Source organism: Rhodanobacter sp. GW835-FHT13D09 (assembly GCF_058793995.1).
On the sequence record NZ_JBXAGL010000006.1, the window covers coordinates 1 to 24,050 of the forward strand.

Annotated in this window: 20 protein-coding genes; 11 read left to right on the plus strand and 9 right to left on the minus strand. The window is 70.3% G+C overall.

The features are described from left to right. Positions 1–128: 128 nt before the first annotated feature. The 4 genes from AC1Q5A_RS09675 (at position 129) to AC1Q5A_RS09690 (ending at position 6,730) form a co-directional block, all read left to right on the plus strand. Complete coding sequence (locus AC1Q5A_RS09675) at positions 129–1,541, plus strand: TolC family protein (RefSeq protein WP_492700501.1); 1,413 nt, start codon at positions 129–131, stop codon at positions 1,539–1,541. Beyond that, a complete protein-coding gene (locus tag AC1Q5A_RS09680) occupies positions 1,538–2,587 on the plus strand; it encodes an efflux RND transporter periplasmic adaptor subunit (protein WP_492700502.1) in 1,050 nt (349 codons plus the stop codon). The genes AC1Q5A_RS09675 and AC1Q5A_RS09680 overlap by 4 nt, the downstream gene beginning before the upstream one ends. Next, complete coding sequence (locus AC1Q5A_RS09685) at positions 2,584–5,637, plus strand: efflux RND transporter permease subunit (protein ID WP_492700503.1); 3,054 nt, start codon at positions 2,584–2,586, stop codon at positions 5,635–5,637. The genes AC1Q5A_RS09680 and AC1Q5A_RS09685 overlap by 4 nt, the downstream gene beginning before the upstream one ends. A 61-nt stretch (positions 5,638–5,698) precedes the next feature. Beyond that, entirely contained in the window at positions 5,699–6,730 is a 1,032-nt protein-coding gene (locus tag AC1Q5A_RS09690; protein ID WP_492700504.1) for a YncE family protein, read from the plus strand. Between the two features lie 9 nt (positions 6,731–6,739). Here AC1Q5A_RS09690 and AC1Q5A_RS09695 read toward each other — a convergent pair whose 3' ends face one another. Further along, on the minus strand, positions 6,740–8,134 hold the full coding sequence (locus tag AC1Q5A_RS09695) for a sensor histidine kinase (RefSeq protein WP_492700505.1): 1,395 nt from the start codon (positions 8,132–8,134) through the stop codon (positions 6,740–6,742). Then, the gene (locus AC1Q5A_RS09700) at positions 8,131–8,796 is read right to left on the minus strand and encodes a response regulator (protein WP_114345552.1); all 666 of its coding nucleotides are present in this window, start codon (positions 8,794–8,796) and stop codon (positions 8,131–8,133) included. The genes AC1Q5A_RS09695 and AC1Q5A_RS09700 overlap by 4 nt, the downstream gene beginning before the upstream one ends. 305 nt (positions 8,797–9,101) lie before the next feature. Between AC1Q5A_RS09700 and AC1Q5A_RS09705 the strand changes: the two genes are divergently transcribed. From AC1Q5A_RS09705 to mnhG, 6 genes are read left to right on the plus strand one after another with little or no spacing between them, the layout of a single operon-like run. Then, positions 9,102–12,002, plus strand: coding sequence for a monovalent cation/H+ antiporter subunit A (locus AC1Q5A_RS09705; protein ID WP_492700506.1), 2,901 nt, complete (start codon positions 9,102–9,104; stop codon positions 12,000–12,002). Next, on the plus strand, positions 12,002–12,343 hold the full coding sequence (locus AC1Q5A_RS09710) for a Na+/H+ antiporter subunit C (RefSeq protein ID WP_492700507.1): 342 nt from the start codon (positions 12,002–12,004) through the stop codon (positions 12,341–12,343). The genes AC1Q5A_RS09705 and AC1Q5A_RS09710 overlap by 1 nt, the downstream gene beginning before the upstream one ends. Next, the gene (locus AC1Q5A_RS09715; protein ID WP_492700508.1) at positions 12,340–13,938 is read left to right on the plus strand and encodes a monovalent cation/H+ antiporter subunit D; all 1,599 of its coding nucleotides are present in this window, start codon (positions 12,340–12,342) and stop codon (positions 13,936–13,938) included. Before AC1Q5A_RS09710 ends, AC1Q5A_RS09715 begins: the two co-directional genes overlap by 4 nt. Then, positions 13,935–14,423 (plus strand): Na+/H+ antiporter subunit E, encoded by a 489-nt coding sequence (locus AC1Q5A_RS09720; protein ID WP_492700509.1) that lies wholly within the window; start codon positions 13,935–13,937, stop codon positions 14,421–14,423. Before AC1Q5A_RS09715 ends, AC1Q5A_RS09720 begins: the two co-directional genes overlap by 4 nt. Next, complete coding sequence (locus AC1Q5A_RS09725) at positions 14,420–14,701, plus strand: K+/H+ antiporter subunit F (protein ID WP_492700510.1); 282 nt, start codon at positions 14,420–14,422, stop codon at positions 14,699–14,701. Before AC1Q5A_RS09720 ends, AC1Q5A_RS09725 begins: the two co-directional genes overlap by 4 nt. Further along, complete coding sequence (gene mnhG, locus AC1Q5A_RS09730; RefSeq protein ID WP_492700511.1) at positions 14,698–15,051, plus strand: monovalent cation/H(+) antiporter subunit G; 354 nt, start codon at positions 14,698–14,700, stop codon at positions 15,049–15,051. The genes AC1Q5A_RS09725 and mnhG overlap by 4 nt, the downstream gene beginning before the upstream one ends. 168 nt (positions 15,052–15,219) lie before the next feature. Here the strand turns inward: mnhG and AC1Q5A_RS09735 are convergent, their stop codons facing one another. From AC1Q5A_RS09735 to AC1Q5A_RS09750, 4 genes are read right to left on the minus strand one after another with little or no spacing between them, the layout of a single operon-like run. Next, positions 15,220–15,387: a hypothetical protein gene (locus AC1Q5A_RS09735; RefSeq protein ID WP_492700512.1), complete on the minus strand. Its 168-nt coding sequence runs from the start codon at positions 15,385–15,387 to the stop codon at positions 15,220–15,222. Between the two features lie 27 nt (positions 15,388–15,414). Next, positions 15,415–16,572 carry an MFS transporter gene (locus tag AC1Q5A_RS09740; protein ID WP_492700513.1) on the minus strand — a complete coding sequence of 386 codons (1,158 nt, stop codon included), beginning with the start codon at positions 16,570–16,572 and terminating at the stop codon, positions 15,415–15,417. 10 nt (positions 16,573–16,582) lie between these two features. Next, complete coding sequence (locus tag AC1Q5A_RS09745; RefSeq protein ID WP_492700514.1) at positions 16,583–17,524, minus strand: OB-fold domain-containing protein; 942 nt, start codon at positions 17,522–17,524, stop codon at positions 16,583–16,585. Beyond that, positions 17,524–18,741 carry a thiolase family protein gene (locus AC1Q5A_RS09750; RefSeq protein ID WP_492700515.1) on the minus strand — a complete coding sequence of 406 codons (1,218 nt, stop codon included), beginning with the start codon at positions 18,739–18,741 and terminating at the stop codon, positions 17,524–17,526. Before AC1Q5A_RS09750 ends, AC1Q5A_RS09745 begins: the two co-directional genes overlap by 1 nt. Before the next feature lie 230 nt (positions 18,742–18,971). Between AC1Q5A_RS09750 and AC1Q5A_RS09755 the strand changes: the two genes are divergently transcribed. Continuing rightward, positions 18,972–20,441 carry an MBL fold metallo-hydrolase gene (locus AC1Q5A_RS09755; RefSeq protein ID WP_492700516.1) on the plus strand — a complete coding sequence of 490 codons (1,470 nt, stop codon included), beginning with the start codon at positions 18,972–18,974 and terminating at the stop codon, positions 20,439–20,441. 152 nt (positions 20,442–20,593) lie between these two features. On the opposite strand, the gene AC1Q5A_RS09760 is transcribed toward AC1Q5A_RS09755, so the two are convergent. From AC1Q5A_RS09760 to AC1Q5A_RS09770, 3 genes are read right to left on the minus strand one after another with little or no spacing between them, the layout of a single operon-like run. Further along, positions 20,594–22,195 (minus strand): FadD3 family acyl-CoA ligase, encoded by a 1,602-nt coding sequence (locus tag AC1Q5A_RS09760; protein WP_492700517.1) that lies wholly within the window; start codon positions 22,193–22,195, stop codon positions 20,594–20,596. A 12-nt stretch (positions 22,196–22,207) separates the two neighbouring features. After that, complete coding sequence (locus AC1Q5A_RS09765; protein ID WP_492700518.1) at positions 22,208–23,266, minus strand: 2Fe-2S iron-sulfur cluster-binding protein; 1,059 nt, start codon at positions 23,264–23,266, stop codon at positions 22,208–22,210. Between the two features lie 3 nt (positions 23,267–23,269). Next, positions 23,270–24,049, minus strand: coding sequence for an SDR family oxidoreductase (locus AC1Q5A_RS09770; protein WP_492700519.1), 780 nt, complete (start codon positions 24,047–24,049; stop codon positions 23,270–23,272). Position 24,050: the final 1 nt, after the last annotated feature.

The following is a 24,050-nucleotide window of genomic DNA, read 5'->3' on the forward strand; positions in this document are numbered from 1 at the left end:
ATTTCAGTTTCGGTTAAGTTCATGGTGCCCTCCGAGGACTCCATGATACTTCCTATTTAAACGTTACGGTCCACTAGGGACGTTCTGCGGCTCAGAAAGAACTAAGCGGCGGCCGTGAGAATCGCCCCATGCGTCTTTCCAGCCTTCTACGATCCTGCGTTGAACCATGCTGCCTGCGCCTGCCCGGCCTGGGCCTCGCGCTGGTGCTGGCCGGCTGCGCCAGCTACGCGCCGCAGCCGCTCGGCGCGGGGCAGGGCGCGGCGGAAGTGGGGCAGCTGGTCGCACCCACCGCGGCGATGCCGCTGCCGGCGCTGGCCACGCACCGCTTCGATCCATCCGACGGTCTGGACGCCACCGAAGTGGCGATGCTGGCGGTGGCGAACAGCCCGGACCTGCGGGTCAAGCGCGGCGCGCTGGGCATCGCCCGTGCGCAGGCTTTCGCCGCCGGGCTGCTGCCCGACCCGCAGCTGACGTTCGGCGAGGATTTTCCGCGCCATGGCGGGCCGGGGCTGGGCAATGCATTCAACCTCGGCCTCAGCGAGGATGTGACTGCGCTGCTGACCCGCTCGTCGCGGCGGGCCGCGGCGAGCGCCCAGGCCGACCAGGTCAACCTCGACCTGCTGTGGGCGGAATGGCAGACGGTGGCGCAGGCGCGGCTGCTGTTCGACCAGGTGCTGAATCTGCGCGCGCAACAGGCGCGGCTGACCAGCGAGCAGGCGGCGCTGGCCCAGGTCACACCCTACATCCAGGCCGCGCTGCAGGCCGGCAACCTCAGCTACGACAGCGCCAGCGCCGGCCTCAACGCCGCCGCCGACGTGCGCCGGCAGCTGGCCGACAACGCGGTGGCGCTGCACCAGGCAGACAGCGACCTGCACGGGCTGCTGGGCCTGGCCGCCGGCGCGCCGCTCGACCTGGTCGGCGCGCCGTACCAGGCGACGCCGAGCCCCGCGCAGGTACGCCAGGCGCTGGACGACCTGCCGAAGCGGAGGCCGGACCTGCTGGCGCTGCAGGCCGGTTACCAGTCGCAGGAGGCGAAGCTGCGCGCCGCCGTGCTGGCGCAGTTCCCTGCGCTGACCGTCGGCGTCAACACCGCGCGCGACACCAGCGCGGTCTACACCCACGGCTTCAGCATCGGCCTCACGCTGCCGCTGTTCAACCGCAACCGCGGCAACATCGCGATCGAGCGGGCGACCCGCCAGCAGCTGAAGGACGACTACGAGGCGCGCGTGCTGGCCACCCGCAACGACATGCAGCGGTTGCTCGCCGACCTCGCCACGCTGCAGCAGCGGCGTGACGCGCTGGCCGCGCACGCGCGCCAGCTGGATGACGCCCGCGGCGCCGCCGAAGCGAGCTGGCAGCGCGGCCTGCTGGACTGGCCCACCTGGCTGGCCATCCGCAGCAGCGCACTGAGCGCCGACCTCGAGCTGCTCGCCGTGCAGCAGGAGCAGGCGAAGCAGTCGATCGCGCTGGAAGCGCTGCTCGGCAACACCGCGCTGGCCACGCCCGGCCCCTCCGCACCCGCACAGGCCCCCACGCCATGAACCGATTCCTGCTGTTGCCGTTGCTGTGCCTGCTGCTGGCCGCGTGCGGCCACGAGGCCGCCGACGAGGAGGCGAAGGCGGCCGCCGGCCAGGTGCTGGTGACCACCGCGCGGCCGCTGCAACAGACCTTCCATGACACGGTCGAGGCCTGGGGCAGCGCGGCGGGCGATCCGCAGCGCGCGCGCGCGGTCAGCCTCGGCCATGGCGGCCAGGTGGTGGCGCTGGCGGTGGCGGCCGGGCAGAGCGTGCGCCGCGGCCAGCCGCTGCTGACGATCGCCCCCGATCCCGCCGCGCGCAGCGCGTACCTGCAGGCGCAGAGCGCGCTGGAGCTGGCCAGCGGCGACCTCAAGCGTATCGGGCAGCTGGCGGCGCAGCGGCTGGCCACGCAGTCGCAACTGGCTGCCGCGCGCAAGGCGCTGGCCGATGCGCAGGCCGCGCTGGAGGCGCAGCGCGCGCTCGGCGGCGGCAGCACGCAGGAAACCGTCAGCGCGCCGGCCGACGGCGTGGTCGGCACGCTCAACGTGGGGCTGGGCGAGCGCTTCGCCGCCAACGCGCCGCTGCTCGCCTTCATCCCGGCGCACGCGCTGGTGGCGCAGCTGGGCGTGCAGCCGGAGGACGGCGCGAAGCTGCGCGCCGGCATGCCAGTGCAGTTGCACAGCGTGTACGGCGACGCGGCCGACTTCGCCGGCACCCTGCGCATGGTCGGGCAGGCGGTCGATCCGCAGACCCATCTGCTGGGCGCACAGGTCGAGCTGCCCGCCGACGCCGGCGCCACGCTGGTGGCCGGCGCCGCGTTCGAGGCGCGCATCCGCACCGCCGATTTCACCGCCTGGGCGGTGCCGCGCGCGGCCGTACTGCACGATGCGCGCGGCGACTACCTGTTCCTGGCCGAGCAGGGCCATGCCAAGCGCATTGAGGTGAAGCTGCGCAGCCCGGACGGCGACACCGTCGGCGTGCAGGGCCCGCTCGATGCGCAGGCGAAGGTGATCGTGCTCGGCGCCTACGAGCTCAATGACGGCGACGCGGTGCGGGAGTCGGCCAAGTGAGCATCGCCGCATGGATGCAGCAGCATCGCCGCTCGCTGCTGTTCCTTGCCCTGATGCTGGCGATCGGCGGTCTCGCCAGCGCGCTGTGGATGCCGGTGGCGCTGTTCCCCAACGTGGCGTTCCCGCGCGTGCAGGTCACCCTGGATGCGGGCGACCGCCCGGCCGACCAGATGGCGGTGCAGGTGACCACGCCGGTGGAGGAGGCGATCCGCCGCGTGCGCGGCGTGCGCGACGTGCGCTCCACCACCAGCCGCGGCAGCGCCGAGGTGGCTGTGACATTCGACTGGGGCGCGGACATGGCCGCGGCGCTGCAGGAGGTGAACGCGGCGGCCGGGCAGATCCTGCCGCAGCTGCCCGCCGGCACCCAGCTGTCCACCCGGCGCATGGACCCGACCACGTTCCCGGTGCTGGCCTACAGCCTGCGCTCGCACGTGCAGTCGCCGAGCGCCTTGCATGACCTGGCCGAGTATCAGCTGCGCCCGTTGCTGAGCGGGATCAGCGGCGTGGCACGGGTGCAGGTGCAGGGCGGCGAGGTGGCCGAGTTCCATGCCGACGTCGATCCCGGCAAGCTGCGCGCGTTGAACCTGAGCCTGAGCGACGTCGCTGGCGCGGTCAGCCGTGCGGCGACGATCCAGGCGATGGGCCGCGTGTCCGACCACTACAAGCTGTACCTGCTGCTGGCGAACAACCAGCCGACCACCGTCGCGGCGCTGCGCGACATCGTGGTGCGCGCCGGTCCCGCCGGCGTGGTGCGCCTCGGCGACGTGGCGGCGGTCAGCCTCGACCATGTGCCGCAGTGGATCCGGGTCAATGCGGACGGCCAGAACGCCGTGCTGCTGCAGGTCTACCAGCAGCCCGACGGCAACAGCGTGCAGATCGCCGGCGAAGTGAGGCAGCGGCTGGCCGACTACGCGCCGCAGATGCCGGCCGGCGTGCAGATCGCCAACTGGTACGACCAGACCCAGCTGGTGACCGGCGCCGCCACCAGCGTGCGCGACGCGATCCTGATCGGCGTGCTGCTGGCCGGTCTGGTGCTGTTCGTGTTCCTGCGCAACACGCGGGTGATCCTGGTCGCGCTGCTGGTGGTGCCGGCGGTACTGGCGATCACCGTGCTGCTGCTGTCCGTGCTCGGCATGAGCTTCAACATGATGACGCTGGGCGGCATGGCGGCCGCGGTGGGCCTGATTATCGACGACGTGATCGTGATGCTCGAACACATCATGCGCCGGCTCAACCAGGGCGAGGGCGAGGTGCACGAACGGATCGCCGGCGCGGCCCACGAGTTCACCCGCCCGCTGACCGGCTCCAGCGCCGCCACCGTGGTGATCTTCCTGCCGCTGGCGTTCCTCTCCGGCGTCACCGGCGCGTTCTTCAAGGCGCTGTCGCTGACCATGGCCAGCGCACTGGTGATTTCCTGGCTGCTGACCTGGGTCGCGGTGCCGCTGCTGGCCGAGCGTTTCCTCGACCGGCGCCACCTGGCCGAGCATCCGCAGGGGCGCTTCACCCGGTGGATGATGCAGGGCTACCGGAACCTGCTGCAGCGCTGGCTGAAACGGCCGCTGCTGATCCTGCTGCTGGTGCTGCCGCTGCTGCTGGCCGGCGGGCTGGCCTATACCCGCGTCGGCACCGGCTTCATGCCGCAGATGGACGAGGGCGGCTTCATCCTCGACTACCTGTCCAAGCCCGGCACCTCGCTGGAGGAAACCGACCGCCTGCTCAACCAGGTGGAGGCGATCATCCGCGCCAACCCCAACGTGGACACCTACTCGCGACGCACCGGCCTGCAGCTCGGCGGCGGCCTCACCGAGGCGAACCAGGGCGATTTCTTCGTGCGCCTGAAAAACGGCTCGCGCCCGCCCACCGAGGAGGTGATGACCCAGGTGCGCACCGAGGTGGAGAAGAAAGTGCCGGGGCTGGACATCGAGCTGTCGCAGTTGATGGAGGACCTGATCGGCGACCTGGTGGCGGTGCCGCAGCCGATCGAGGTGCAGCTGTACGGCGACGACCCGGCGGAGCTGAACGCCACCGCCGACAAGGTCGCCGGGGCGATCGGCAAGATCAGTGGGGTGGTCGGCGTGCGCAACGGCACCAATCCCGCCGGCGATGCGCTGACCGTGCAGGTCGACCCGGCCAGGGCCGCGCTGGAAGGGCTCGACCCGACCAGCGTCACCGACCAGGTGGCGGCGGCGATCGATGGCACGGTGGCGGCCCAGCTGCCGACAGGCGGCAAGGTGGTCGGCGTGCGCGTGCGCCTGCCGGAGAGCTCGCACCAGCGCCTGGAGCAGGTCGCCGCGCTGCCGATCCGCGCGGGCGACGGCCATCTGCTGCCGCTGTCGCGGGTGGCCACGCTGCGCGAGGTGCAGGGCCAGCCACAGATCACCCGCGACAACCTGAAGCGCATGGTGGCGGTGACCGGCCGCATCAGCGGGCGCAGCCTCGGCGCCGCCATGGCCGACGTGAAGACCGCGCTGGCCAGGCCGGGGCTGCTGCCCAAGGGCATGTACTACCAGCTCGGCGGCCTGTACCAGCAGCAGCAGCAGGCGTTCCGCGGGCTGACCATCGTGATGCTGGCGGCGATCGCGCTGGTGTTCACCCTGCTGCTGTTCCTGTACGAGAGCTTCCGCGTGGCGATCACCATCCTGGCGATGCCGCTGCTGGCGATACCCGCGGTATTCGCCGCGCTGTGGCTGACCGGCATCGAGCTGAACATCTCGGCGATGATGGGCATGACGATGATCGTCGGCATCGTCACCGAGGTGGCGATCTTCTATTTCTCCGAGCTGGAGCAGGCCGCGGCCGAGGCGCCGCTGCACGAGGCCCTGCACGCGGCCGGGCAGCACCGCACGCGGCCGATCCTGATGTCCACGCTGGCCGCGATGCTCACCCTGCTGCCGCTGGCGCTGGCCATCGGCCAGGGCTCGCAGATGCAGCAGCCGCTGGCGGTGGCGATCATCGCCGGCCTGCTGGTGCAGGTGCCGCTGGTGCTGCTGGTGATGCCGGTGCTGTATGCGCTGCTGCGTCGGCGCGACGTGCAAAAAGCGGCCGGCTAAGGCTCGCGTAAGCGATCGCGCACAAGCTGGCCTGCCTCTCCTGCCGTCAAGGGTGACCACCATGCCACGACCGATCCGCAAGCTGCTGCCCGCCGCGCTGCTGGCGCTGGCGTTTCTCCCGCCGGCGCTGGCGGCCGCCGCGCCACCGGCGCCCCGTCTGCTTTCGCGCCTGGCGCTGGGCGGCCCGGGCGGCTGGGATTACCTGGCTTTCGATGCGCCCAGCCGCCACCTGTTCGTCAGCCGCGGCGACCGCGTGCTGGTGATCGACGTGGACAGCGGCAAGCAGATCGGCACGATCCCCGACACCGCGGGCGTGCACGGCATCGCCATCGCCGACGACCTGCATCGCGGTTTCATCAGCGACGGCAGGACCGCGTCGGTGACCGTGTTCGACCTGGCCTCGCTGAAGACCGTGGCGACGATCCGCGGCACCGGCCAGAACCCCGACGCGATCCTGTATGACAGCGCCTCGCACCACGTGCTGACCTTCAACGGCCGCGGCGCCAGCGCCAGCGTGATCGACCCAACGAAGAACGTGGTGGTCGGCAGCATCGCGCTGCCCGGCAAGCCGGAGTTCGCGGTGGCCGATGGCGCCGGCCACGTCTACGTGAACATCGAGGACAAGTCCGAGCTGGTGCAGCTCGATTCGGCCACGGACAAGGTGCTGCAGACCTGGCCGCTGGCGCCGTGCGAATCGCCCAGCGGGCTGGCCCTCGACAACCCGCATCATCGCCTGTTCGCGGTATGCGACAACCGCACGATGGCGGTGCTCGACGCGGCGGACGGCCATCATGTGGCCCATGTGCCGATCGGCGACGGCCCCGATGCGGTGGTGTTCGACGCGGCCGAGGCAACGATCTACAGCAGCAATGGCGGGAGCGGCACGCTTACCGCGGTGCATGAGGACGACCCGGACCACTACCGCGTGACGGCGACCATTCCCACCCAGGCCAGCGCGCGCACGCTGGCGCTCGACCCGAAGCTGCACCGGCTGTACCTCTCCGCGGCGCGCCTGGGGGCGGCCAGGCAGGCCAACGGCCGGCCCACGATCGAGCCGGACAGTTTCGTCGTCCTCACCGTCGGGCGGCCCTGAGCCGGCCGGTCAGGGCGGCGCCGGGATCACCACGCGCACGCGCAGGCCGCTGCCGTACGGCGAGTCGAGCAGCTCGATGGTGGCGTCGTGCAGCTCGGCCGCGCGCTGCACGATCGACAGGCCCAGGCCGTAGCCGTCGCCGCGGCTGCCGGCCTCGCGGTGGAAACGCGCGAACACGCCGGCGCGGTGTTCGGCGGGAATGCCGGGGCCGTCGTCGGTGACATCGATCAGCGCGCCCTGCGTGGTACGGTCGAGCGACAGCTGCACCCGTCCGCCAGCCGGGGCGTGGCGCAGGGCGTTTTCCAGCAGATTGCGCAGCAGCGCGGCGAGTGCGGCCTCGTAGCCCTGCACCGCCACCTGCGGCATCAGTCGCGCGAAGCTCAGTTCCGCACCGCTCTCGGCGATCACCGGCGCCAGCTCCTCGATGACGTCCATTGCCACGGCGACCAGGTCGACCCGGCCGCGCTGGCCCGAAGCGGCACCCGCTTCCAGCCGGGCCAGCGCCAGCAGCTGCTCGATCCGCCGCGCCAGCGCGGCAAGGCCGTGCTGGGCGTTGCCCAGCGCGAGGTTCAGTTCGGCCGGGTCGGTGCTGGTCATCGCGCTTTCGAGGTTGATCATGGCCGAAGCCAGCGGCGTGCGCAGCTCGTGCGCCACGTCGGCGCTGAAGCGGCGCTCGCGCTCCAGCGCGTCTTCCAGCCGGGTGAGCTGTTCGTTCAACGCCGCCAGCACCGGCTGCAATTCCTGCGGTGCGTCGCGCAGCAGCACCGGCTCGCGGCTGCCCGGCTGCCGCGACGACAGCGCGCGGGTCAGCGCCTCCAGCGGGCGCAGGCCGCGGCGTATCGCCCAGCCCACCAGCAGGGCCAGCAGCGGCAGGCCGATCAGCAGCGGCAGGCTGTGCTCCAGCCACACCGCGTGCATGATCTCGTCGCGGCTGTCATAGCGCTCGCCGGTGCGGATCACCACGCGGTTCGCCGTGTCGTGCAGGGTGAACACGCGCCAGCGGTACGGCCCCAGCCGCACGTCCTGGAAATCCGCGTCGCCGGCCTGCGGCGGCGGCATGCCGGCGAGGTTGGCGGTGGCCAGCGCCATGCGGCCGGTGTGGTCGAACACCTGGAAGCCGACCTCGGACTCGTAGGTGTAGCGTTGCCGCGGCGGACTGCCGACGAGGCGAGCCTCGATCGGCACCAGCAGGCGGTCGGCATCGCGGCGCTGCAGGGCGTCCAGGTCGGCATGCCCGATCAGCACCTGCAGCGTGCGCGCCGACTGCGCCAGCCGGCCGTCGGACAGCTCGCCCACTTCGCGGACGGTGCGCTTGAAGCTGAGCACGCCCAGCGGCAGCAGCACCGCGGCGAGCACCACGATGACCAGCCAGCGCAGCCGGCCGTGCAGGCTGGCCGGCCTCACTTCGGCTCCCGCGCGATCATGTAGCCGAAGCCGCGCACGGTCTGGATGGTGTCGAAACTCAGCTTGCGGCGCAGCGTGTGCACCAGCACCTCCAGCGCGCTGGAGCCGACCATGTTGTCCAGGCCGTACAGGGAATTTTCCAGGTTCTCGCGGCGCACCAGCCGGCCGGCGCGCTCCATCAGGATCTGCAGCAGGGCGAATTCGCGCTTGGTCAGCTCCACCCGCTGGCCGCGGAAAACCACCTCGGAGGTGCCCAGGTCCAGGCTCAGCGCGCCGGCCTCGATGCGGTTGGCGGCCAGCCCCTGCGTGCGGCGGGTCAGCGAGCGGATGCGCGCGGCCAGTTCCTCCAGGTGGAACGGCTTGGTCAGGTAGTCGTCGGCGCCGGCGTCGAGGCCGCTCACGCGGGCCTCCAGGCCGTCGCGCGCGGTCATCACCAGCACCGGCGTCTTGACGTGCAGGCGGCGCGCCTCGACCAGCACGTCGAGGCCGTCCTTGCCGGGCAGGCCGAGGTCGAGCAGCACCAGGTCGGCGGTCTCGTCGCGCAGCGCGAGCAGCGCCTCGCGGCCGTCGCGCAGCCAGCTGACCGTATAGGCGAGGCGTTCCAGCGCGCGCTGGATCGCGGCGCCGAGCTGGAGATCGTCCTCGACCAGGATGATGTGCACGAACAGGCTCCTTCGGCCGCAGGGTCACACGGTAGCGCGATTCGCCGGAAGATTATCCGGCGATCCGCTTACGAACTGCTTAAACATCAGCAATGCGGGCGCGACTTGTTTGCCGGGCGCTCGGCCCGGACTATAGAATCGGGCGAAGCGGCGTGGAGTCATTCGGGCGGTCGCAACGACGGCCCGCGATACGCAAGTGCTCCATCCGCCGTAGTGCGCGGACGCTCATGAAAAGTCCAGGGCGCGATGCCCCGGTTTTCTGCCGGAGACACCACCGACAACCTTTCAAGCGAGCGCCGCGACCGATGCCTGACAACATCCTGCTTAGCACCGTCCTCGGCCTGCCGTTCGCCGCCGCGGTACTGGTGTGGCTGCTGCGCTCGCGTGGGCGCAGGCTGGCGATGTGGCTGATGACCGGCACCGCGCTGCTTGGCCTGTTCCTCTCGCTGTGGCTGTATCCGGCGGTCGCCGGCGGCGGCGCGCTGCGCCAGGTGATGCTGTGGGCGCCGGGGCTGGGCCTGGACCTGGCGCTGCGGGTGGACGGCTTCGGCTGGCTGTTCATGCTGCTGGTCTGCGGCATCGGCCTGCTGGTGGGCATCTACGCCCGCTACTACATGCCGACGGACGATCCGCTGACGAGTTTCTTCGCGCTGCTGCTGGCGTTCATGGGCTCGATGCTGGGCATCGTGATGTCCGGCAACGTGATCCAGCTGGTGTTCTTCTGGGAGCTGACCAGCCTGTTCTCGTTCCTGCTGGTCGGCTACTGGCACCACGGCGCGTCCGCCCGCGACGGTGCGCGGATGGCGCTGGTGGTCACTTCCGGCGGCGGCCTGTGCCTGCTCGCCGGCATGCTGCTGCTGGGTCATATCGCGGGCAGCTACGACCTCGACGCGATTCTCGCCGCCGGCGACGCGGTGCGCGCGCACCCCTGGTACACGCCCACGCTGCTGCTGATCCTGCTCGGCGCGTTCACCAAGAGCGCGCAGTTCCCGTTCCATTTCTGGCTGCCGCAGGCGATGTCGGCGCCCACCCCGGTATCGGCCTACCTGCATTCGGCCACCATGGTGAAGGCCGGCGTGTTCCTGCTGGTGCGCTTCTGGCCGGTGCTGGGCGGCACCGAAGAGTGGTTCTGGATCGTCGGCGGGACCGGTCTGGTCACGCTGGTGCTGGGCGCGTACTCGGCGATGTTCGAGCAGGACCTGAAAGGCGTGCTGGCCTATTCGACGATCAGCCACCTCGGCCTGATCACCATGCTGGTCGGCCTGGGCAGCGCGCTGGGCGTGGTCGCCGCGATCTTCCACATCGTCAACCACGCCACCTTCAAGGCCTCGCTGTTCATGGCCGCCGGCGCGGTCGACCACGAGGCCGGCACGCGCGACCTGCGCAGGCTCGGCGGGCTGCGCCGGGTGATGCCGGTCACCGCCACGCTGGCACTGGTCGCGGCGGCGGCGATGGCCGGGGTGCCACTGCTGAACGGCTTCCTGTCGAAGGAGATGTTCTTCGCCGAGACGCTGGCCGGCCGGCATGGCCCGCTGCTCGACGTGCTGTCGGTGGTGATCGCGGTGGCGGCCAGCGCGTTCGGCGTGACCTATTCGATCCGTTTCGTGCGCGGCGTGTTCTTCGGCCGCATGGCCACCGGCCTGCCGCGTCAGCCGCACGAGCCGCCGCTGTGGATGCGCTTGCCGATCGGCCTGCTGGCGCTGGCCTGCCTGCTGGTGGGCGTGCTGCCGGCGCGGGTGATCGGGCCGTCGCTGCGGGTGGCGGCGAGTGCGGTGCTGGGCGCCGGCCACCTGCCGGACTACAGCCTGGCGGTATGGCATGGCCTGACCACGCCGCTGCTGATGAGTGTTTGCGCGTTTGCGGCGGGCTGCCTGCTGTTCGCCGCCCTGCGCCACCGTTTCGCCGGGTTCGAGGCGACGCCGCTGACCGGGCGGCTCAGCGGCAAGCGGATGTTCGAGCGGGTGCTGGCCGTGCTCGCCGCGGATATCCCGCGTCGGATCGAGCGCCGCTACCCGAGCCGCCGGCTGCAGCCGCAGCTGCTGCTGATCGTGCTGCTGGCGCTGGTGGCCGGCACGCTGGCGGCGACCAGCGCGCCGCTCGGCTTCCGTCCGCTCTGGTCCAGCGTCGACCCGGCGTTTGCGTTGCTGTGGCTGCTCGGCGCCGCCTGCGCGATCGGCGCGGCGAGCCAGGCGAAGTTCCACCGCCTCGCCGCGCTGGTGCTCACCGGCGGCGCCGGGCTGGTGTCGTGCGTGAGCTTCGTGTGGCTGTCGGCGCCGGACCTGGCGGCGACCCAGCTGCTGGTCGAGGTGGTTACCACGATCCTGATCCTGCTCGGCCTGCGCTGGCTGCCCAAGCGCATCGAGGGGCTGGCGTCGGAGAGTCGCGCGCACCGCTTCCGGCGCCGGCGCGACGTGTTCATCGCGATGGCGGTGGGCCTGGGCGTGGCCAGTCTGGCGTACGCGGCGATGATGCATCCGGTGGCCGACTCGATCTCGCGCTTCTTCCTCGAACGGGCGTACACCGAAGGCGGCGGCCACAACGTGGTCAACGTGATCCTGGTCGATTTCCGCGGCTTCGACACGCTGGGCGAGATCAGCGTGCTGGCGATCGTGGCGCTGACCGTGTTCGCCCTGTTGCGCCGCTTCCGCCCCGCCGCCGAGAGCATTCGTGCGCCGTTGCAGCCGCAGCGGCAGGTTGCGCCCGATGTGGACGACGCCACTCGCGCGGTCGATCATTCGTTGACCGATTACCTGATGATCCCGGGCCTGATCATCCAGCTGATGTTTCCGGTGATCCTGCTGTTCGGCCTGCACCTGTTCCTGCGCGGGCACGACCTGCCGGGTGGCGGCTTCGTCGCCGGCATCACCGTGGCGGTGGCGCTGATCCTGCTGTACATGGCGCGCGGCGCGCGCTGGGTGGAGGCGCACCTGCGCGTGCTGCCGGTGCGCTGGATCGGACTGGGCCTGCTGCTGGCGGCGGGTACGGGGCTGGGCTCGCTGGCGTTTGGCCGTCCATTCCTCACCTCGTATTTCCGCTACGCGGAGCTGCCCGCGCTGGGCCAGCTGCCGCTGGCTTCGGCGGTGCTGTTCGACCTGGGCGTGTTCGCCGTGGTGGTGGGCGCCACCACGCTGATGCTGATCGCGCTGGCGCACCAGTCGCTGCGCCGCCCGCGCCAGCCGGCGGACCTGCCGGGAGGGCAGGGCTGATGGAACTGGTCCTCGCCGCCGCCATCGGGGTACTCGCCGCTTCCGGTGTGTGGCTGCTGCTGCGCCCGCGCACGTTCCAGCTGATCATCGGGTTGACCCTGATCTCCTACGCGGTGAACCTTTTCATCTTCTCCATCGGCGGCCTGCGCACCGGCGCCGACCCGGTGCTGCAGGGCGCCGCCGGCGACATCGCGCAGTACGCCGACCCGCTGCCGCAGGCGCTGGTGCTCACCGCGATCGTCATCGGTTTTGCCACCACCGCATTGTTCCTGGTGGTGCTGCTGACCTCTCGCGGCCTGACCGGCAACGACCACGTCGACGGCGAGGACGGCATGCCGTGAGCAATCACCTGGTCATCGCGCCGATCGTCACGCCGCTGCTGGTGGCCGCGCTGCAGCTGCTGGTCGGTGAGAAGCGCCGGCGCACGGTGCTGGCGCTGAGCGTCGCCTCGTGCGTCGCGCTGGTGCTGCTGGCCGCCGCGCTGATGCAGGCGGTGTCCGCGGATGGCGCGCTGGCCGCGGTCTACCGCATCGGCGACTGGCCGGCGCGCTTCGGCGTCGTGCTGGTGGCCGACGGGCTGTCGGCGCTGATGGTGCTGCTGACCGGCGTGCTGGCGCTGGCGGTGCTGCCGTACGCGCTGAGCCGCTGGCAGCACCGCGGCGGCCACTTCCAGCCGCTGCTGCAGTTCCTGCTGATGGGCCTGAACGGCGCCTTCCTCACTGGCGACCTGTTCAACCTGTTCGTGTTCTTCGAGGTGCTGCTGGCGGCGTCCTACGGCCTCGCGCTGCACGGTTCGGGCGTGCGGCGGGTCAGCGCGGGGCTGCACTACATCGCGGTGAACCTGACCGCCTCGATGCTGTTCCTGCTCGGCGTCAGCCTGATCTTCGGCGTCACCGGCACGCTCAACATGGCGGCGCTGGCCGAGCTGATCCCGCACGTGCCGGAGCGCACCCGCGCGCTGCTGCACGCCGGCGCGGCGATCCTCGGCGTGGCGTTCCTGATCAAGACCGCGATGTGGCCGCTGGGCTTCTGGCTGCCGCGCACCTATGCGGCCGCGTCGCCGGCGGTGGCGGCGATGTTCGCGCTGATGACCAAGGTCGGCATCTACGTGCTGCTGCGGCTCGGCCTGCTGCTGTTCGGCGATGGCGCCGGGCCGGCGTCCGCCCATTTCGGCAGCGGCTGGATGCTGTGGGGCGGCGTGGCCACGGTGGCCGCCGGCACCGTCGGCATGCTGGGCGCGCGCGACCTGGCGAAGCTGGCCGGCTACAACGTGCTGATCTCCTCCGGCACCCTGCTCGGCGCGATCGGCCTGCAGCAGCCGGCGGTGACCGCCGGCGCGCTGGCCTACCTGGTGGTCTCCACCCTGGCGATCGCCGCGTTCTTCCTGGTCGCTGGCCTGCTTGCCTCCGACGGCGACGACGATACCGACGATACCTTGAGCCTGGAGCCGTACGAGCAGCCGGGTGAAACCGCCACGAACGAAAGCCGGTACGCGCAGGAGGACGAGAGCCGGGTGATGATTTCCGCGCCGATCGCCATGCTCGGCGCCAGCTTCCTCGCCTGCGCGCTGCTGCTGGCGGGGCTGCCGCCGCTGTCCGGCTTCCTCGCCAAGTTCGCCATGCTGGCGCCGATGCTGGAGGCCGGCTCGCGGCCGGGCGCGCTCGTGTTGTTCACCCTGGTCATCGTGGCCGGCTTCGGCACGGTGATCGCGATGTGCCGTGCCGGCATGCAGATTTTCTGGGTCGAACCCGAGCGACTGTTCCCGCAGGTGCGGCTCAGCGAGACGGTCTCGATCCTGGTCCTGCTCGGGCTGTGCCTGCTGCTGACCGTGGTGGTCGAGGCGCCGCTGCGCTACCTGCGCGACACCGCGCGGCAGATCCACACGCCGGCTGGGTACGTCCACCAGGTGTTGCCGGCCGCGGAGGCGCCGCCATGATCAGGCGCTGGTTGCCGTATCCGATCCTGTCCGTGCTGCTGTTGCTGATCTGGCTGCTGCTGAACCAGAGCATCGCGCCCGGCACGCTCCTGCCCGGTGCGCTGCTGGGTGTCGCGCTGGCGAAGGTGTTCGGCCTGCTGCGTCCGCCGCAGGCGCACCTGCGCAACTACCCGCTGCTCGGCCTGCTGTTCGTGCGCGTCGTGCTCGACATCGTGCGCTCCAACATCGCCGTGGCCCGGCTCGTCCTGCGCCGCGACAGCCGCACGCACTCCGGCTTCGTGGCGATCCCGCTGGCCCTTACCGACCGCTACGGCCTCGCCGTGCTGGCGTGCATCATCACCTCCACGCCGGGCACGATCTGGGTCAGCTACGACCCCAGCGCGAACATGCTGCTGATCCACGTGCTGGACCTGGTCGACGAGGCGGGCTGGATCGACACGATCAAGCGGCGCTACGAACGCCCCCTGCTGGAGATCTTCCAATGAGCCACGGTTTGCTGCACGCCGCCGTCATCGTCGCGCAGATCCTGCTGCTGCTGGCGATGAGCTTCTCGATCATCCGCATGGTGCGCGGCCCGCGCGCGCAGGACCGCGTGCTGGCGCTGGACGCGCTGTACGTGAATGCGATGATCCTGTTGCTGACCATCGGCATCCGCAGCGGCAGCCTGCTCTACGTCGAGGCGGGATTGATCATCGCGCTGCTCGGCTTCGCCGGCACGGTGGCGCTGTCGAAATTCCTGATGCGCGGGCAGGTGATCGAATGAGCCATTTCGACGCGCTGCCGCCGTGGGCGGCGATCCTGGTCGCCGTGTTCGTCATGCTGGGCGCGCTGTTCGCCTTCGTCGGCTCGCTCGGCCTGCTGCTCCTGAAGAACTTCTACCAGCGCGTGCACGCGCCGACCCTGGGCAGCACGTTGGGCACGTTCTTCATGCTGGCCGGCTCGATCACCTGCTTCTCGGTGCTGCACGGCCGGCCGATCTTCTACGAAATCCTGATCGGCGTGTTTCTCACCCTGACCACCCCGATCACCCTGATGCTGCTGGTGCGCGCCGCGCTGTACCGCGACCGCGAGGAAGGCTCGGCGGACGTGCCGCAGGCGACGCCGCACGAGTGAGCGCGGCGCCTCCGTCGAGGGTGGTGCGCGAGCAGCGGGGACTCGATCAGGCGAGCCGCACACCGCGCTCGTGCGCCCACGTGACCACCGCTCCGCCGCAAACTCCTTATCCAAAGACAAGGCCGCTCACGATGGCCACGATAAAACGTCCGCTGATCAATGGTCCGCTCACTTCTTCTCGACCACCACCATCCATACGGTTCCTGGATGGGAAGAAGGAGTCATGCCATTGACCACCGGTTGCAGCGCAACGATTGTCCAGCCCGCTTCAGCGAGTTCCGGGAGCGTGTGGTTGCCCGCACGCGTTTGTTGCTCGGTGGCAAAGGTTGGCGCCAAGACGAGAAGCCATTTTTGGTCTGAGCATCAAGCAGAAGTGAAGTCTTGCAGCGTGCCTGCACCCGGACGCCGGAGGGTGTAGGCAGTCAGCGGCACCAGCGAGGAAGCCAGCGCCAGCGCGAGCAGCGGGCCGTAGTCACCGCCGGCCAGCAGCCTGCCGGCCAGCCCGGGGCCGACCATCGAGCTGCAGGCGAACACCGCCGGCACCAGCACGATAGCGCGGCCGCCAGCGTCGCTGCGGGCGATCGCGGCGGTCTGGAACACGCAGCTGCAGCTGAAGGAAAACTCCCAGATCCAGGCTCCGAGCGCATAGGGCAGGAAGCCGTGCGCCACCGCCAGCAGCGCAAGGCCGGCGCCGATGCCGGTCAATGTCAGAACGTGGGGCAGGCGCTCGCCGAGGCGGTCGCCGACGGCGGCCACGGCGAACGCGGCGGTGCCGCCCAACAGCTTGAGTACGGCAAACACCATGCCGGTCTCGGTCGGCGCGATCTTCAGGTCGCCGCCCATGCGTGCGAGGAAGGCCCACAGGCCGATGTTGCCCACCAGGAACAGGAAGAACACCGCGAGCGTCAGCACGCTGCCCGCCGGCAGCCGGCCGTGCGACTGCGCGGCACTGGCCGGAACGAGCGGATGACGCGGCACCCAAAACGCGGAAAGGCCGAGCAGGGCGACCACGAGCGCGAGCGCCAACGCCGCGCCGGGGTATTTCCAGTACGCGATCACCAGCGGCGGCAGCGTGAAAAGAACCAGCGCGGTGATGCCGAGCTCGGTGCCCTGGCGCACGCCGTAGGCGCGCACCTTGTTCGGCAGGTCCGACAGCACGCGCATGCCCAGGCAGGTCATGGTGGAGGCGAAAAAGCCGATCGCCGCCCACGCGACGTAGAGGAACTGCAGGTGCTGCACGAAGGCGCTGGCCGCGAAGGCTAGCGCGGCGCCGGCGGCACTGACCATGGTGAGCAGACGCCAGTCGAGCCGGTTCATCCATGCCGGCGCGCTCAACGTGCCGACCAGGTAGCCGGCGAAGCAGGTCGAGCCGATCAGACCTACGGTCTGTGCCGGCAGGCCGAAGCTTTCGGCGAGGCTGCCCAGCAGCACCGGCAGCGCGTTGAAGGGCAGGCCGCCGATGGTCGAGGCGATGCTCGCCGCGGCCACCACCACGAGCAGCTTGCGTTGGCCCTGGATCACGTCGCGACGCTCACATGTAGAGGATCAGCAGGTCGTTGATGACCGAGGGACGGTCCTGGCCGACGACGTGGATGTTCAGCTCCTGCGTCACCAGCACGCCGCTCTTCGCCGGCTCGACCGCCGTGATGCGGCTGCGCGCGTGGATGCGGCAGCCCGCCGGCACCGGCGTGGGGAAGCGCAGGCGGCCGCTGCCGTAGTTCACCATGTTGGTATAGTCGACGACCTCGTAATCGAGCGGCAGCTTCAGGCGGCTGACCAGCACCTGCACCAGCGCACCCTGCGCGATGGCGGTGCCGAACGGGCTCTGCGCCCTGGCGCGTTCCGGGTCGGTGTGGATCCAATAGTCGTCGCCCGACAGCGCGGCAAACTGGTCAATGATCTCCTGGGTGACGGCGAACTCATTCGACCAGCCGCCGAACGCCTCGGACACCAGGCTGCGCATCGCAACCAGGTCCTTGCACGAGATGCGGCGTTTTGGCGTTTCCGGCACGGGGGCGACGGCAGCAACAGTCGCGGTATCGCCGGCGATCGCCGGCGGGAAGTCTGACTCCGCCGGCGCGTAGCGCAGCAGCGTGACGCTGCCGGGGCGTTCGTCGAACACCGGCCGCACGCGCTGGCCGATCTTCCACGCCTCGGGCGGCGCGCCGACCAGGGTGGTGTTGATGTGCGGGCCCTCGTCGAGCTGCACCACGGCGAGCAGTTGCGGCATCTCGTCGGTGAACTCGGGCAGGGTGGGTACGCGGGCCACGGTGTAGCTGTACAGCGTGCCGTTGCCGGACACGCGGCGCCAGGCCAGCGTCTGCGCGGCGCAGGCCGGGCAGTGGGTGCGCGGGAAGAAGATCCAGTGCCCGCAGGCCTCGCACTGCTGGATGCGCACATCGTGCGCCTCGAGGCCGTCCCAGTACGGCTGCGAGGTCGGCGTGGGCTGCGGGAGCGGCTTGTTCCAGCTCATCATTCGGCTCCCCGCAGGATCAGTGCGCCCTGTTCGCTCATCACGCCGCCGGTGCCCGAAACGTAGGCGAGGTCGTGGCGCTTGAGCTGGCGCGCGCCGGCACGGCCCTGGATCTGCTGCATAGCCTCGATCACCTGGCTCATGCCGCCGGCGCTGCCCGACTGGCCGAAACTGAGCTGGCCGCCGTGGGTGTTCATCGGGAAGTCGCCGTCGAAGGTGAAGTCGTGTTCGCGCAGGAAGCGCATGCCGGTGCCCGGCACGCAGAAGCCCGCGCCCTCCAGCGACAACAGCACGGTGATGGTGTAGCAGTCGTAGATCTGCGCCATGTGCACGTCGGCGGCCCGGCAGCCGGCCATCTCGAAGGCCTTGCGCGAGGCCGGTACGATCGGCGTGGCCAGCATGTCGGTGGCATAGCTGGGTGACTTGGTCTGCACGTGTTCGCCACAGCCGACGACGCGCACGCCGCGGTGCCGGCAGTGACGTGCGATGTCCTCGCGCGCCACGATTACCGCGGCGCCGCCGGCGACCGGCATCACGATCTCCAGCATGCGCAGCGGCTCGGCCACCATGCGCGAGGCGAGCACGTCATCCACTGTGATCGGCTGGCCGTGGAACAGTGCGTCGGGGTTGTTGCAGGCGTTGTGCCGCTGCGCTACGCAGATGCGCGCCAGTGCACCGTCGTCGTAGCCGTACACCGCACCGTAGCGCTGCGCGATCATCGCGTAGCCGGTGTTCTGCGCCATGTGGCCGTAGGGCAGGTCGAACTCGGCCTCGGGCGCGCCGTAACGGGTGCTGTGGCCACCGTAGCGCGAGGCCTTCATCACCTCCGCCGCGTGGTCGTCGTGAGCGTGCGTCGGCGCCATGCGCGCGGGGATCACGCAAAGCACGGCGTTGCACAGACCCAGCTCGATCGCGGCGGCGGCGCGCCATACGGCGCCCACTGAACTGGCGCCGCCGAGGTCGATGACCTCGGCGAAGTTGAGCTTGATGCCGAGGTATTCGCCGACCATCGCCGGCACGAACTGGTTGGCCTCGTGGAAGTAGGCACCGGTGACGACCAGGCCATCGAGTTCCTGCAGCGCCAGGCCGGCATCGGCCAGCGCCTGGCTGGCCAGATCCGCGACCTGCTCCAGATGGAACATGCGCGGTGCGGTGGCGTATTTCTCCGGCTTGTACTGCGCGGCCCCGACCAGCGCCGCCTTGCCTTGAAGTCCCATTGCCTGCCCTGCGTAGTGGTGCCGTGGCCTGCATTGTCGGCAGTCGGCGCCGCGCCGGCCATCGTCTGTTGAGACTAGCCGCGGTCGCACGGCTTGAAAGATACGCCGTTTGGACGATGCTGCCCGCCAGGCCGGCGTCCAGCATGCTGCCGATCATCAGGCCCGGGCTGGGTTGGTCGTGACGAAGGCCGGCGGACCGGTGCCTTGCCAACGTGGCTATTGGAGGAAACATGACCGTGTTCGTGCATCAGTACCTGTGCCGCCTCATCCTGCTCGCCACGTTCGCCTTGTCGTTTTCCAGCGAGGCCGCCATGGCGGCGGACTTGCCGGGATCCGCGCAGGCGCTGGCGGGTAATGCCACGCAGGTGGCGGCGGCCAGGGCCGAGGTGTTCCGGGCCAATCCGCAGTTGCTGCAGTCGATCATGCGCGGCGGCAGCTTCAGTGGCGATGACTTCTCGATGGAAATCGCCAACCACATGTACAGCCGCACGGATGCGAAGGCCATCGCCGATGCACGCAGGATGCTGAAGATCGAGCCGGAGGGGCCGCGCACCTGGCTGCTGCGCTTCCCGTTCGTGAACGTGACGGTGTTCGAGACCGACGCCGGCTTGGTGCTGGTGGATTCCGGCTACGCGCCGGCAGGCCCGGCGCTGGCCGATGCACTGAAGAAGCTCAGCGACAAGCCGGTCAACACGATCATCCTTACCCACCATCATCCCGACCATGCGCCAGGTGCCTGGGCCCTGATGCAGGGAGCGCACCCGCCGCGCGTAGTGACGACGGATCTGTTCGTGCGCGAGATGGAGCGCGATTTCCTCACTTATGGCGAGCTGGCGCGCAACGACCAGCAGGTGGTGGTGCCGCATGGCTGGGCCGACGTCGTGCGCCCCACCCAGACCTTCCACGACAAGCTGACCCTGCATATCGGCGGCGAGGATTTCGTGTTGACGAATGCTGATGGCGAAACCGAGGGTCAACTCTGGGTGTGGGTGCCCGGCCGGCGCATCGTGGTCTCGGCCGACTACTTCCAGGGTGGCTTCCTGCCCAATGCCGGCAATGGCAAGCGCCGCCAGCGCTATCCGCTGGACTGGGCGAAGGCGTTGCACGCGATGGCGGCCCTGCATCCGGCCCGCGTGCTGCCCGGGCACGGGCCGGCACTCACCGATGAGGCGCAGATCCAGGCGCGCCTGAGCGCGCAGGCGGAGATGCTGGAGAGCTTGACCCGCCAGGTGCTGGACGGCCTCAACCGTGGAGAGCGCAAGGATCTCATCATCGACCACGCCGCGTTGCCGCCCGCACTGGCCAGGCTGGACGACGCCCGCCTGCTGTACGACAAGCCGCGCGACATCGCCGCCATGGCGGTCCGCGAGTACAGCGGCTGGTGGAACGACATTCCCTCCGACTATGCGCCGGCACCGATGGCCGAGCAGGCGCATGAACTGGCCGCGCTGGCGGGCGGCGTGGACAAGCTGGTTGCGCGGGCCCAGGCGCTGGCGGCTGACAATCCCGCGCTGGCCTGCAACCTGGCCGACTGGGCCTGGCTGGCGGCGCCGGACGATGCGGCCGTGCTGCGCGGTTCGCTGGCGGTCTACGGCGAGCGCGTCAAGGCGCCGCTGCCGGCCCAGGATGCGCTGGTCTACGCCGAGCACATGGTCAAGCTCCGGCTCCAGCTGGATCGGGCGTCACAGCCCGCGAAATAGCAGAGGGGGCCCATGTCGCCAGCTGGCTGCAGCCAGTCGGTGTGCCCGCTCCGCGACCTCGCAACCGTGTCGCGGCCAACGCGCGCGCACGGACCAGTCGTGCCGACACGCGCGTTGTGCCGCTGAGCGAGGGCGACGGTTGTCTGACTGCCTCAGTATGCGGCCGCGAGCGAGGCACGTATACGCGCCACCAGCTCGGGCTTCAGTACCTTGTTGCTGGCGTTCATTGGCAGCGCGTCGAACACGCGCAGATGGCGCGGCACCTTGTAGTTGGCCATGCGTGCGCGCGACCACGAAACCATCTCGTCCTGGCTCAGCGCGGCGCCGGCACGCAGCACCACGCAGGCGCAACCGACCTCGCCCATCCGCGAATCCGGCACGCCGATCACCGCCACATGGGCAATCGCGGGATGTTCGGCGAGCACGCGTTCGATCTCGGCCGGGTAGCAGTTGAAGCCGCCGACGATGAACATGTCCTTCAGGCGATCGGTGATGCGCAGGTAGCCGCGCGCATCGAGCGTGCCCACGTCGCCGGTGTGCAGCCAGCCATCCTCGTCGATCGCCAGGCGCGTGGCCGCCTCATCCTCGAAGTAGCCACGCATCACGTGGTAGCCGCGAAGCAGCACCTCGCCGCTCTCGCCGGGCGCGAGCGTGCGGTTCTGGGCATCCACGCAGCGTATCTCTGTGCCGGGCAGGGCGTGGCCGCAGGTGCGCGCCACCGTTTCCGCGTCGTCGTCGGGGTCGCACACGGTGGCGCAGCCGCCGCATTCGGTGAGGCCGTAGGCGGTGATGACGTGCGCGATGCCCAGTTCTTCGCGCATGCGGGTGATCAGGATCGGCGGCACCGTGGCCGAGCCGGTGACGGCGCCCCGCAGTGAGGAGATGTCGAAGTCTGCGAGTCGCGGGTGCGCCAGCATGCTGAGGAACAGGGTAGGCGGGCCGGGCAGGAAGCTGATGCGCTCGCGCTGGATCATCTCCAATACCGCATCGACGTCGAACACCGCGCAGGGGTATACCGTGGCGCCGCGCAGGAAGGCGGCCAGCCAGCCGGCCTTGTAGCCGAAGGAATGGAAGAACGGGTTGATGACGAGGTAGCGGTCGCCTTCGTCCAGGCCTACCGCCTCGCTCCACGCAGTGAACGCGCGGATCGCCGCGCCGTGCGTGGCCATCACGCCTTTCGGCCGCCCGGTGGTGCCGGAGGTGAACAGGATGTCGGACACGCTGTCGGGGCCGAGGGCCGCGCAGCGCTCACGCACGCGGGCGGTAGGCACGGTTCCGGCCAGCGCGAGGAATTCGGCCCAGGCCAGCTCGCCGTCCCTGGCCGTGCCGCGCACTACCACCACGTGCTCCAGCGTGGCCGGACGCAGGCCGCCGTCCAGCAGGGCGGGATAGTGCAGGCCGAGGAAGTCGCCGATGCACAGCAGTACGCGTGCGCCGCCGCGCGCCAGCACGTCGGCCGCCTCGTCGCCCTTCATGCGCGTGTTGATCGGCACCATCACCGCGCCGGCGGCGTGGATGCCGCAGGTGGCGACGATCCACTCGTGGATGTTGGGCGCCCAGATCGCCACCCGGTCGCCGGCCTCGACGCCCAGCGCGATCAGCGCGGCGGCTGCGCGCTCGCTGTCGCGGGCGAGTTGCGCATAGCTGATGCGCTGCGCGCCGTCGACGATGGCTGCACGCTCCGGCCAGCGCGCGGCGGCGGCCTGGACGACCGCGGGCAGAGTACGGGGCAGGTGGCTGGGGTAGTCGCTCACGGGATCGCTTTGTCAGGGGTACTTCACCCGCACCTGCGGGCTGGTGGGCAGGGCTTGGCAGGACAGCGTCCAGGCCTTGGCCAGATCCTTCTTGTCCAGCACCTCGTTGTGGCGCAGGTAGACGCTGCCCTCGACCAACTGGCATATGCAGGAGGCGCACATGCCGGCCTGGCAGGAGTGCGGCGCGTCGATTCCGGCGGCGAGCGCGGCGTCGAGGATGGCCTGATCGCCGCGGCAGGTGATGTGGTGCACCGTGCCGTCCAGCATGATCTCGATCGCGGCCTCTGCGATGGCCGGCGCCGGCGCCGCGGCGGCCGCGGCGGCGTTGAGTTCCGCGGCGTCCTCCTCGTCGGGCAGCGAGGCGAAGCGCTCGACGTGGATGCGCTCGGACGGCATCTCGATCGCCTCGAGCGCGGCGACCGCGGCGTCCATGAACGGGCCGGGGCCGCAGATGAAGGCCTGGCCGCCGGCGAATGGCTTGGCGAGTTCGGCGAGTTGGGCCAGCGTGGGCACGCCCTGCACCGAGTCCAGCCAGTGGATCACCTGCAGCCGGGTGGGATGCGCGGCTGCCAGCGTCATCAGTTCCTTGCGGAAGATGATCGAGCGCTCGTCGCGGTTCATGTACAGCAACGTGATGCGCCCTTCGCCCAGGTGCAGCGCCGAGCGCAGGATGGAGAACACCGGCGTGATGCCGCTGCCGCCGGCCAGCAGCAGGAAGTCGCCGCCCAGCCCCGCGCGCGGCGTGAACGCGCCGGAAGGCGGCAGCACCTCGACTGTGTCGCCGGCCTTGAGGTGGTCGCAGACCCAGTTGGAGCCCAGCCCTTGCGCGACCCGCTTGATGGTGACGCGCGGCGCGTCGTCCACCGCCGGCGCGCTGGACATGGAGTAGCAGCGGCGCACGTGGCGGCCCTGCACCGGCAGGCGCAGGGTGAGGAACTGCCCCGGCTTGTAGGCGAACGCGGCGGCCAGCTCGGCCGGCACGTCGAACACCAGCGATTTCGCGTCATCGGTTTCCTCCATCACCGCGCGCACGCGCAGCGGGTGGTAACGCGGGTCGGTCGGTGCGGCCACGGCTTACAGCCCCAGACCGTGAATCGCACGGTCGGCGTGGATCTCGGCGCCGCTGATCGCCGCCGCGTCGTCGCTGGCGAGGAACAGCAGTGCGCGCGCGACGTCAACGGCTTTGAGCGCGCGCCCACGCGGGTTCGCCTGCGGATCGAACTGCACCGCCTGCGGCGGCACGCCGGGCGGCAGCGAGGCCTGCATCATCGGCGTCCAGATGCCGTCGGGGTGCAGCGAGTTGATGCGGATATCGTAGCCCTTGCGCCGGCAGTGCAGCGCGGTGGAGCGGGTGATGGCGGCGACCGCCGCTTTCGACGCGCTGTAGGCGGGGTAGCCGTCCACCGGCAGCCACGAGGACACCGAGGCCATGTTGACGATCGCACCACCGCGCTCGCGCATCGCGCGCACACCGTGCTGGCAACCGAGGAAGCAGGACTCGGCGTTGACGTGCATGATCTTCTGGAACTGCGCGAGCGTGGCCTGCTCGATGTCGCCGGCGAGCAGGATGCCGGCGTTGTTGATCAGGATGTCGAGCGGGCCGAGGCGCTGCCGCACGGCGGCGATGGCCGCGGCCCAGTCGGATTCGCTGGCGACGTCGTGGTGCAGGTAGATCGCGCGTTCGCCCCCCGATGCGGCGTTGATCCCGGCGGCCAGCGCCTGGCCGGCCTCGTCACCGATGTCGCCGATCGCCACCCGCGCGCCTTTGCGCGCGAGCAGCCGGGCGGTTTCCTGCCCCACGCCGCTGGCGCCGCCGGTGACCAGCGCAACCTTGCCGTCGAAGCGTCCGCTCATG

Excerpts from the sequence above, each read along its gene's own strand:
- AC1Q5A_RS09675 (WP_492700501.1), top strand. The coding sequence starts at position 129 with ATGCGTCTTTCCAGCCTTCTACGATCCTGCGTTGAACCATGCTGCCTG.
- AC1Q5A_RS09680 (WP_492700502.1), top strand. The coding sequence starts at position 1,538 with ATGAACCGATTCCTGCTGTTGCCGTTGCTGTGCCTGCTGCTGGCCGCG.
- AC1Q5A_RS09690 (WP_492700504.1), top strand. The coding sequence starts at position 5,699 with ATGCCACGACCGATCCGCAAGCTGCTGCCCGCCGCGCTGCTGGCGCTG.
- AC1Q5A_RS09705 (WP_492700506.1), top strand. The coding sequence starts at position 9,102 with ATGCCTGACAACATCCTGCTTAGCACCGTCCTCGGCCTGCCGTTCGCC.
- AC1Q5A_RS09710 (WP_492700507.1), top strand. The coding sequence starts at position 12,002 with ATGGAACTGGTCCTCGCCGCCGCCATCGGGGTACTCGCCGCTTCCGGT.
- AC1Q5A_RS09720 (WP_492700509.1), top strand. The coding sequence starts at position 13,935 with ATGATCAGGCGCTGGTTGCCGTATCCGATCCTGTCCGTGCTGCTGTTG.
- AC1Q5A_RS09725 (WP_492700510.1), top strand. The coding sequence starts at position 14,420 with ATGAGCCACGGTTTGCTGCACGCCGCCGTCATCGTCGCGCAGATCCTG.
- mnhG (WP_492700511.1), top strand. The coding sequence starts at position 14,698 with ATGAGCCATTTCGACGCGCTGCCGCCGTGGGCGGCGATCCTGGTCGCC.
- AC1Q5A_RS09745 (WP_492700514.1), bottom strand. The coding sequence starts at position 17,524 with ATGAGCTGGAACAAGCCGCTCCCGCAGCCCACGCCGACCTCGCAGCCG.
- AC1Q5A_RS09750 (WP_492700515.1), bottom strand. The coding sequence starts at position 18,741 with ATGGGACTTCAAGGCAAGGCGGCGCTGGTCGGGGCCGCGCAGTACAAG.
- AC1Q5A_RS09755 (WP_492700516.1), top strand. The coding sequence starts at position 18,972 with ATGACCGTGTTCGTGCATCAGTACCTGTGCCGCCTCATCCTGCTCGCC.
- AC1Q5A_RS09770 (WP_492700519.1), bottom strand. The coding sequence starts at position 24,049 with ATGAGCGGACGCTTCGACGGCAAGGTTGCGCTGGTCACCGGCGGCGCC.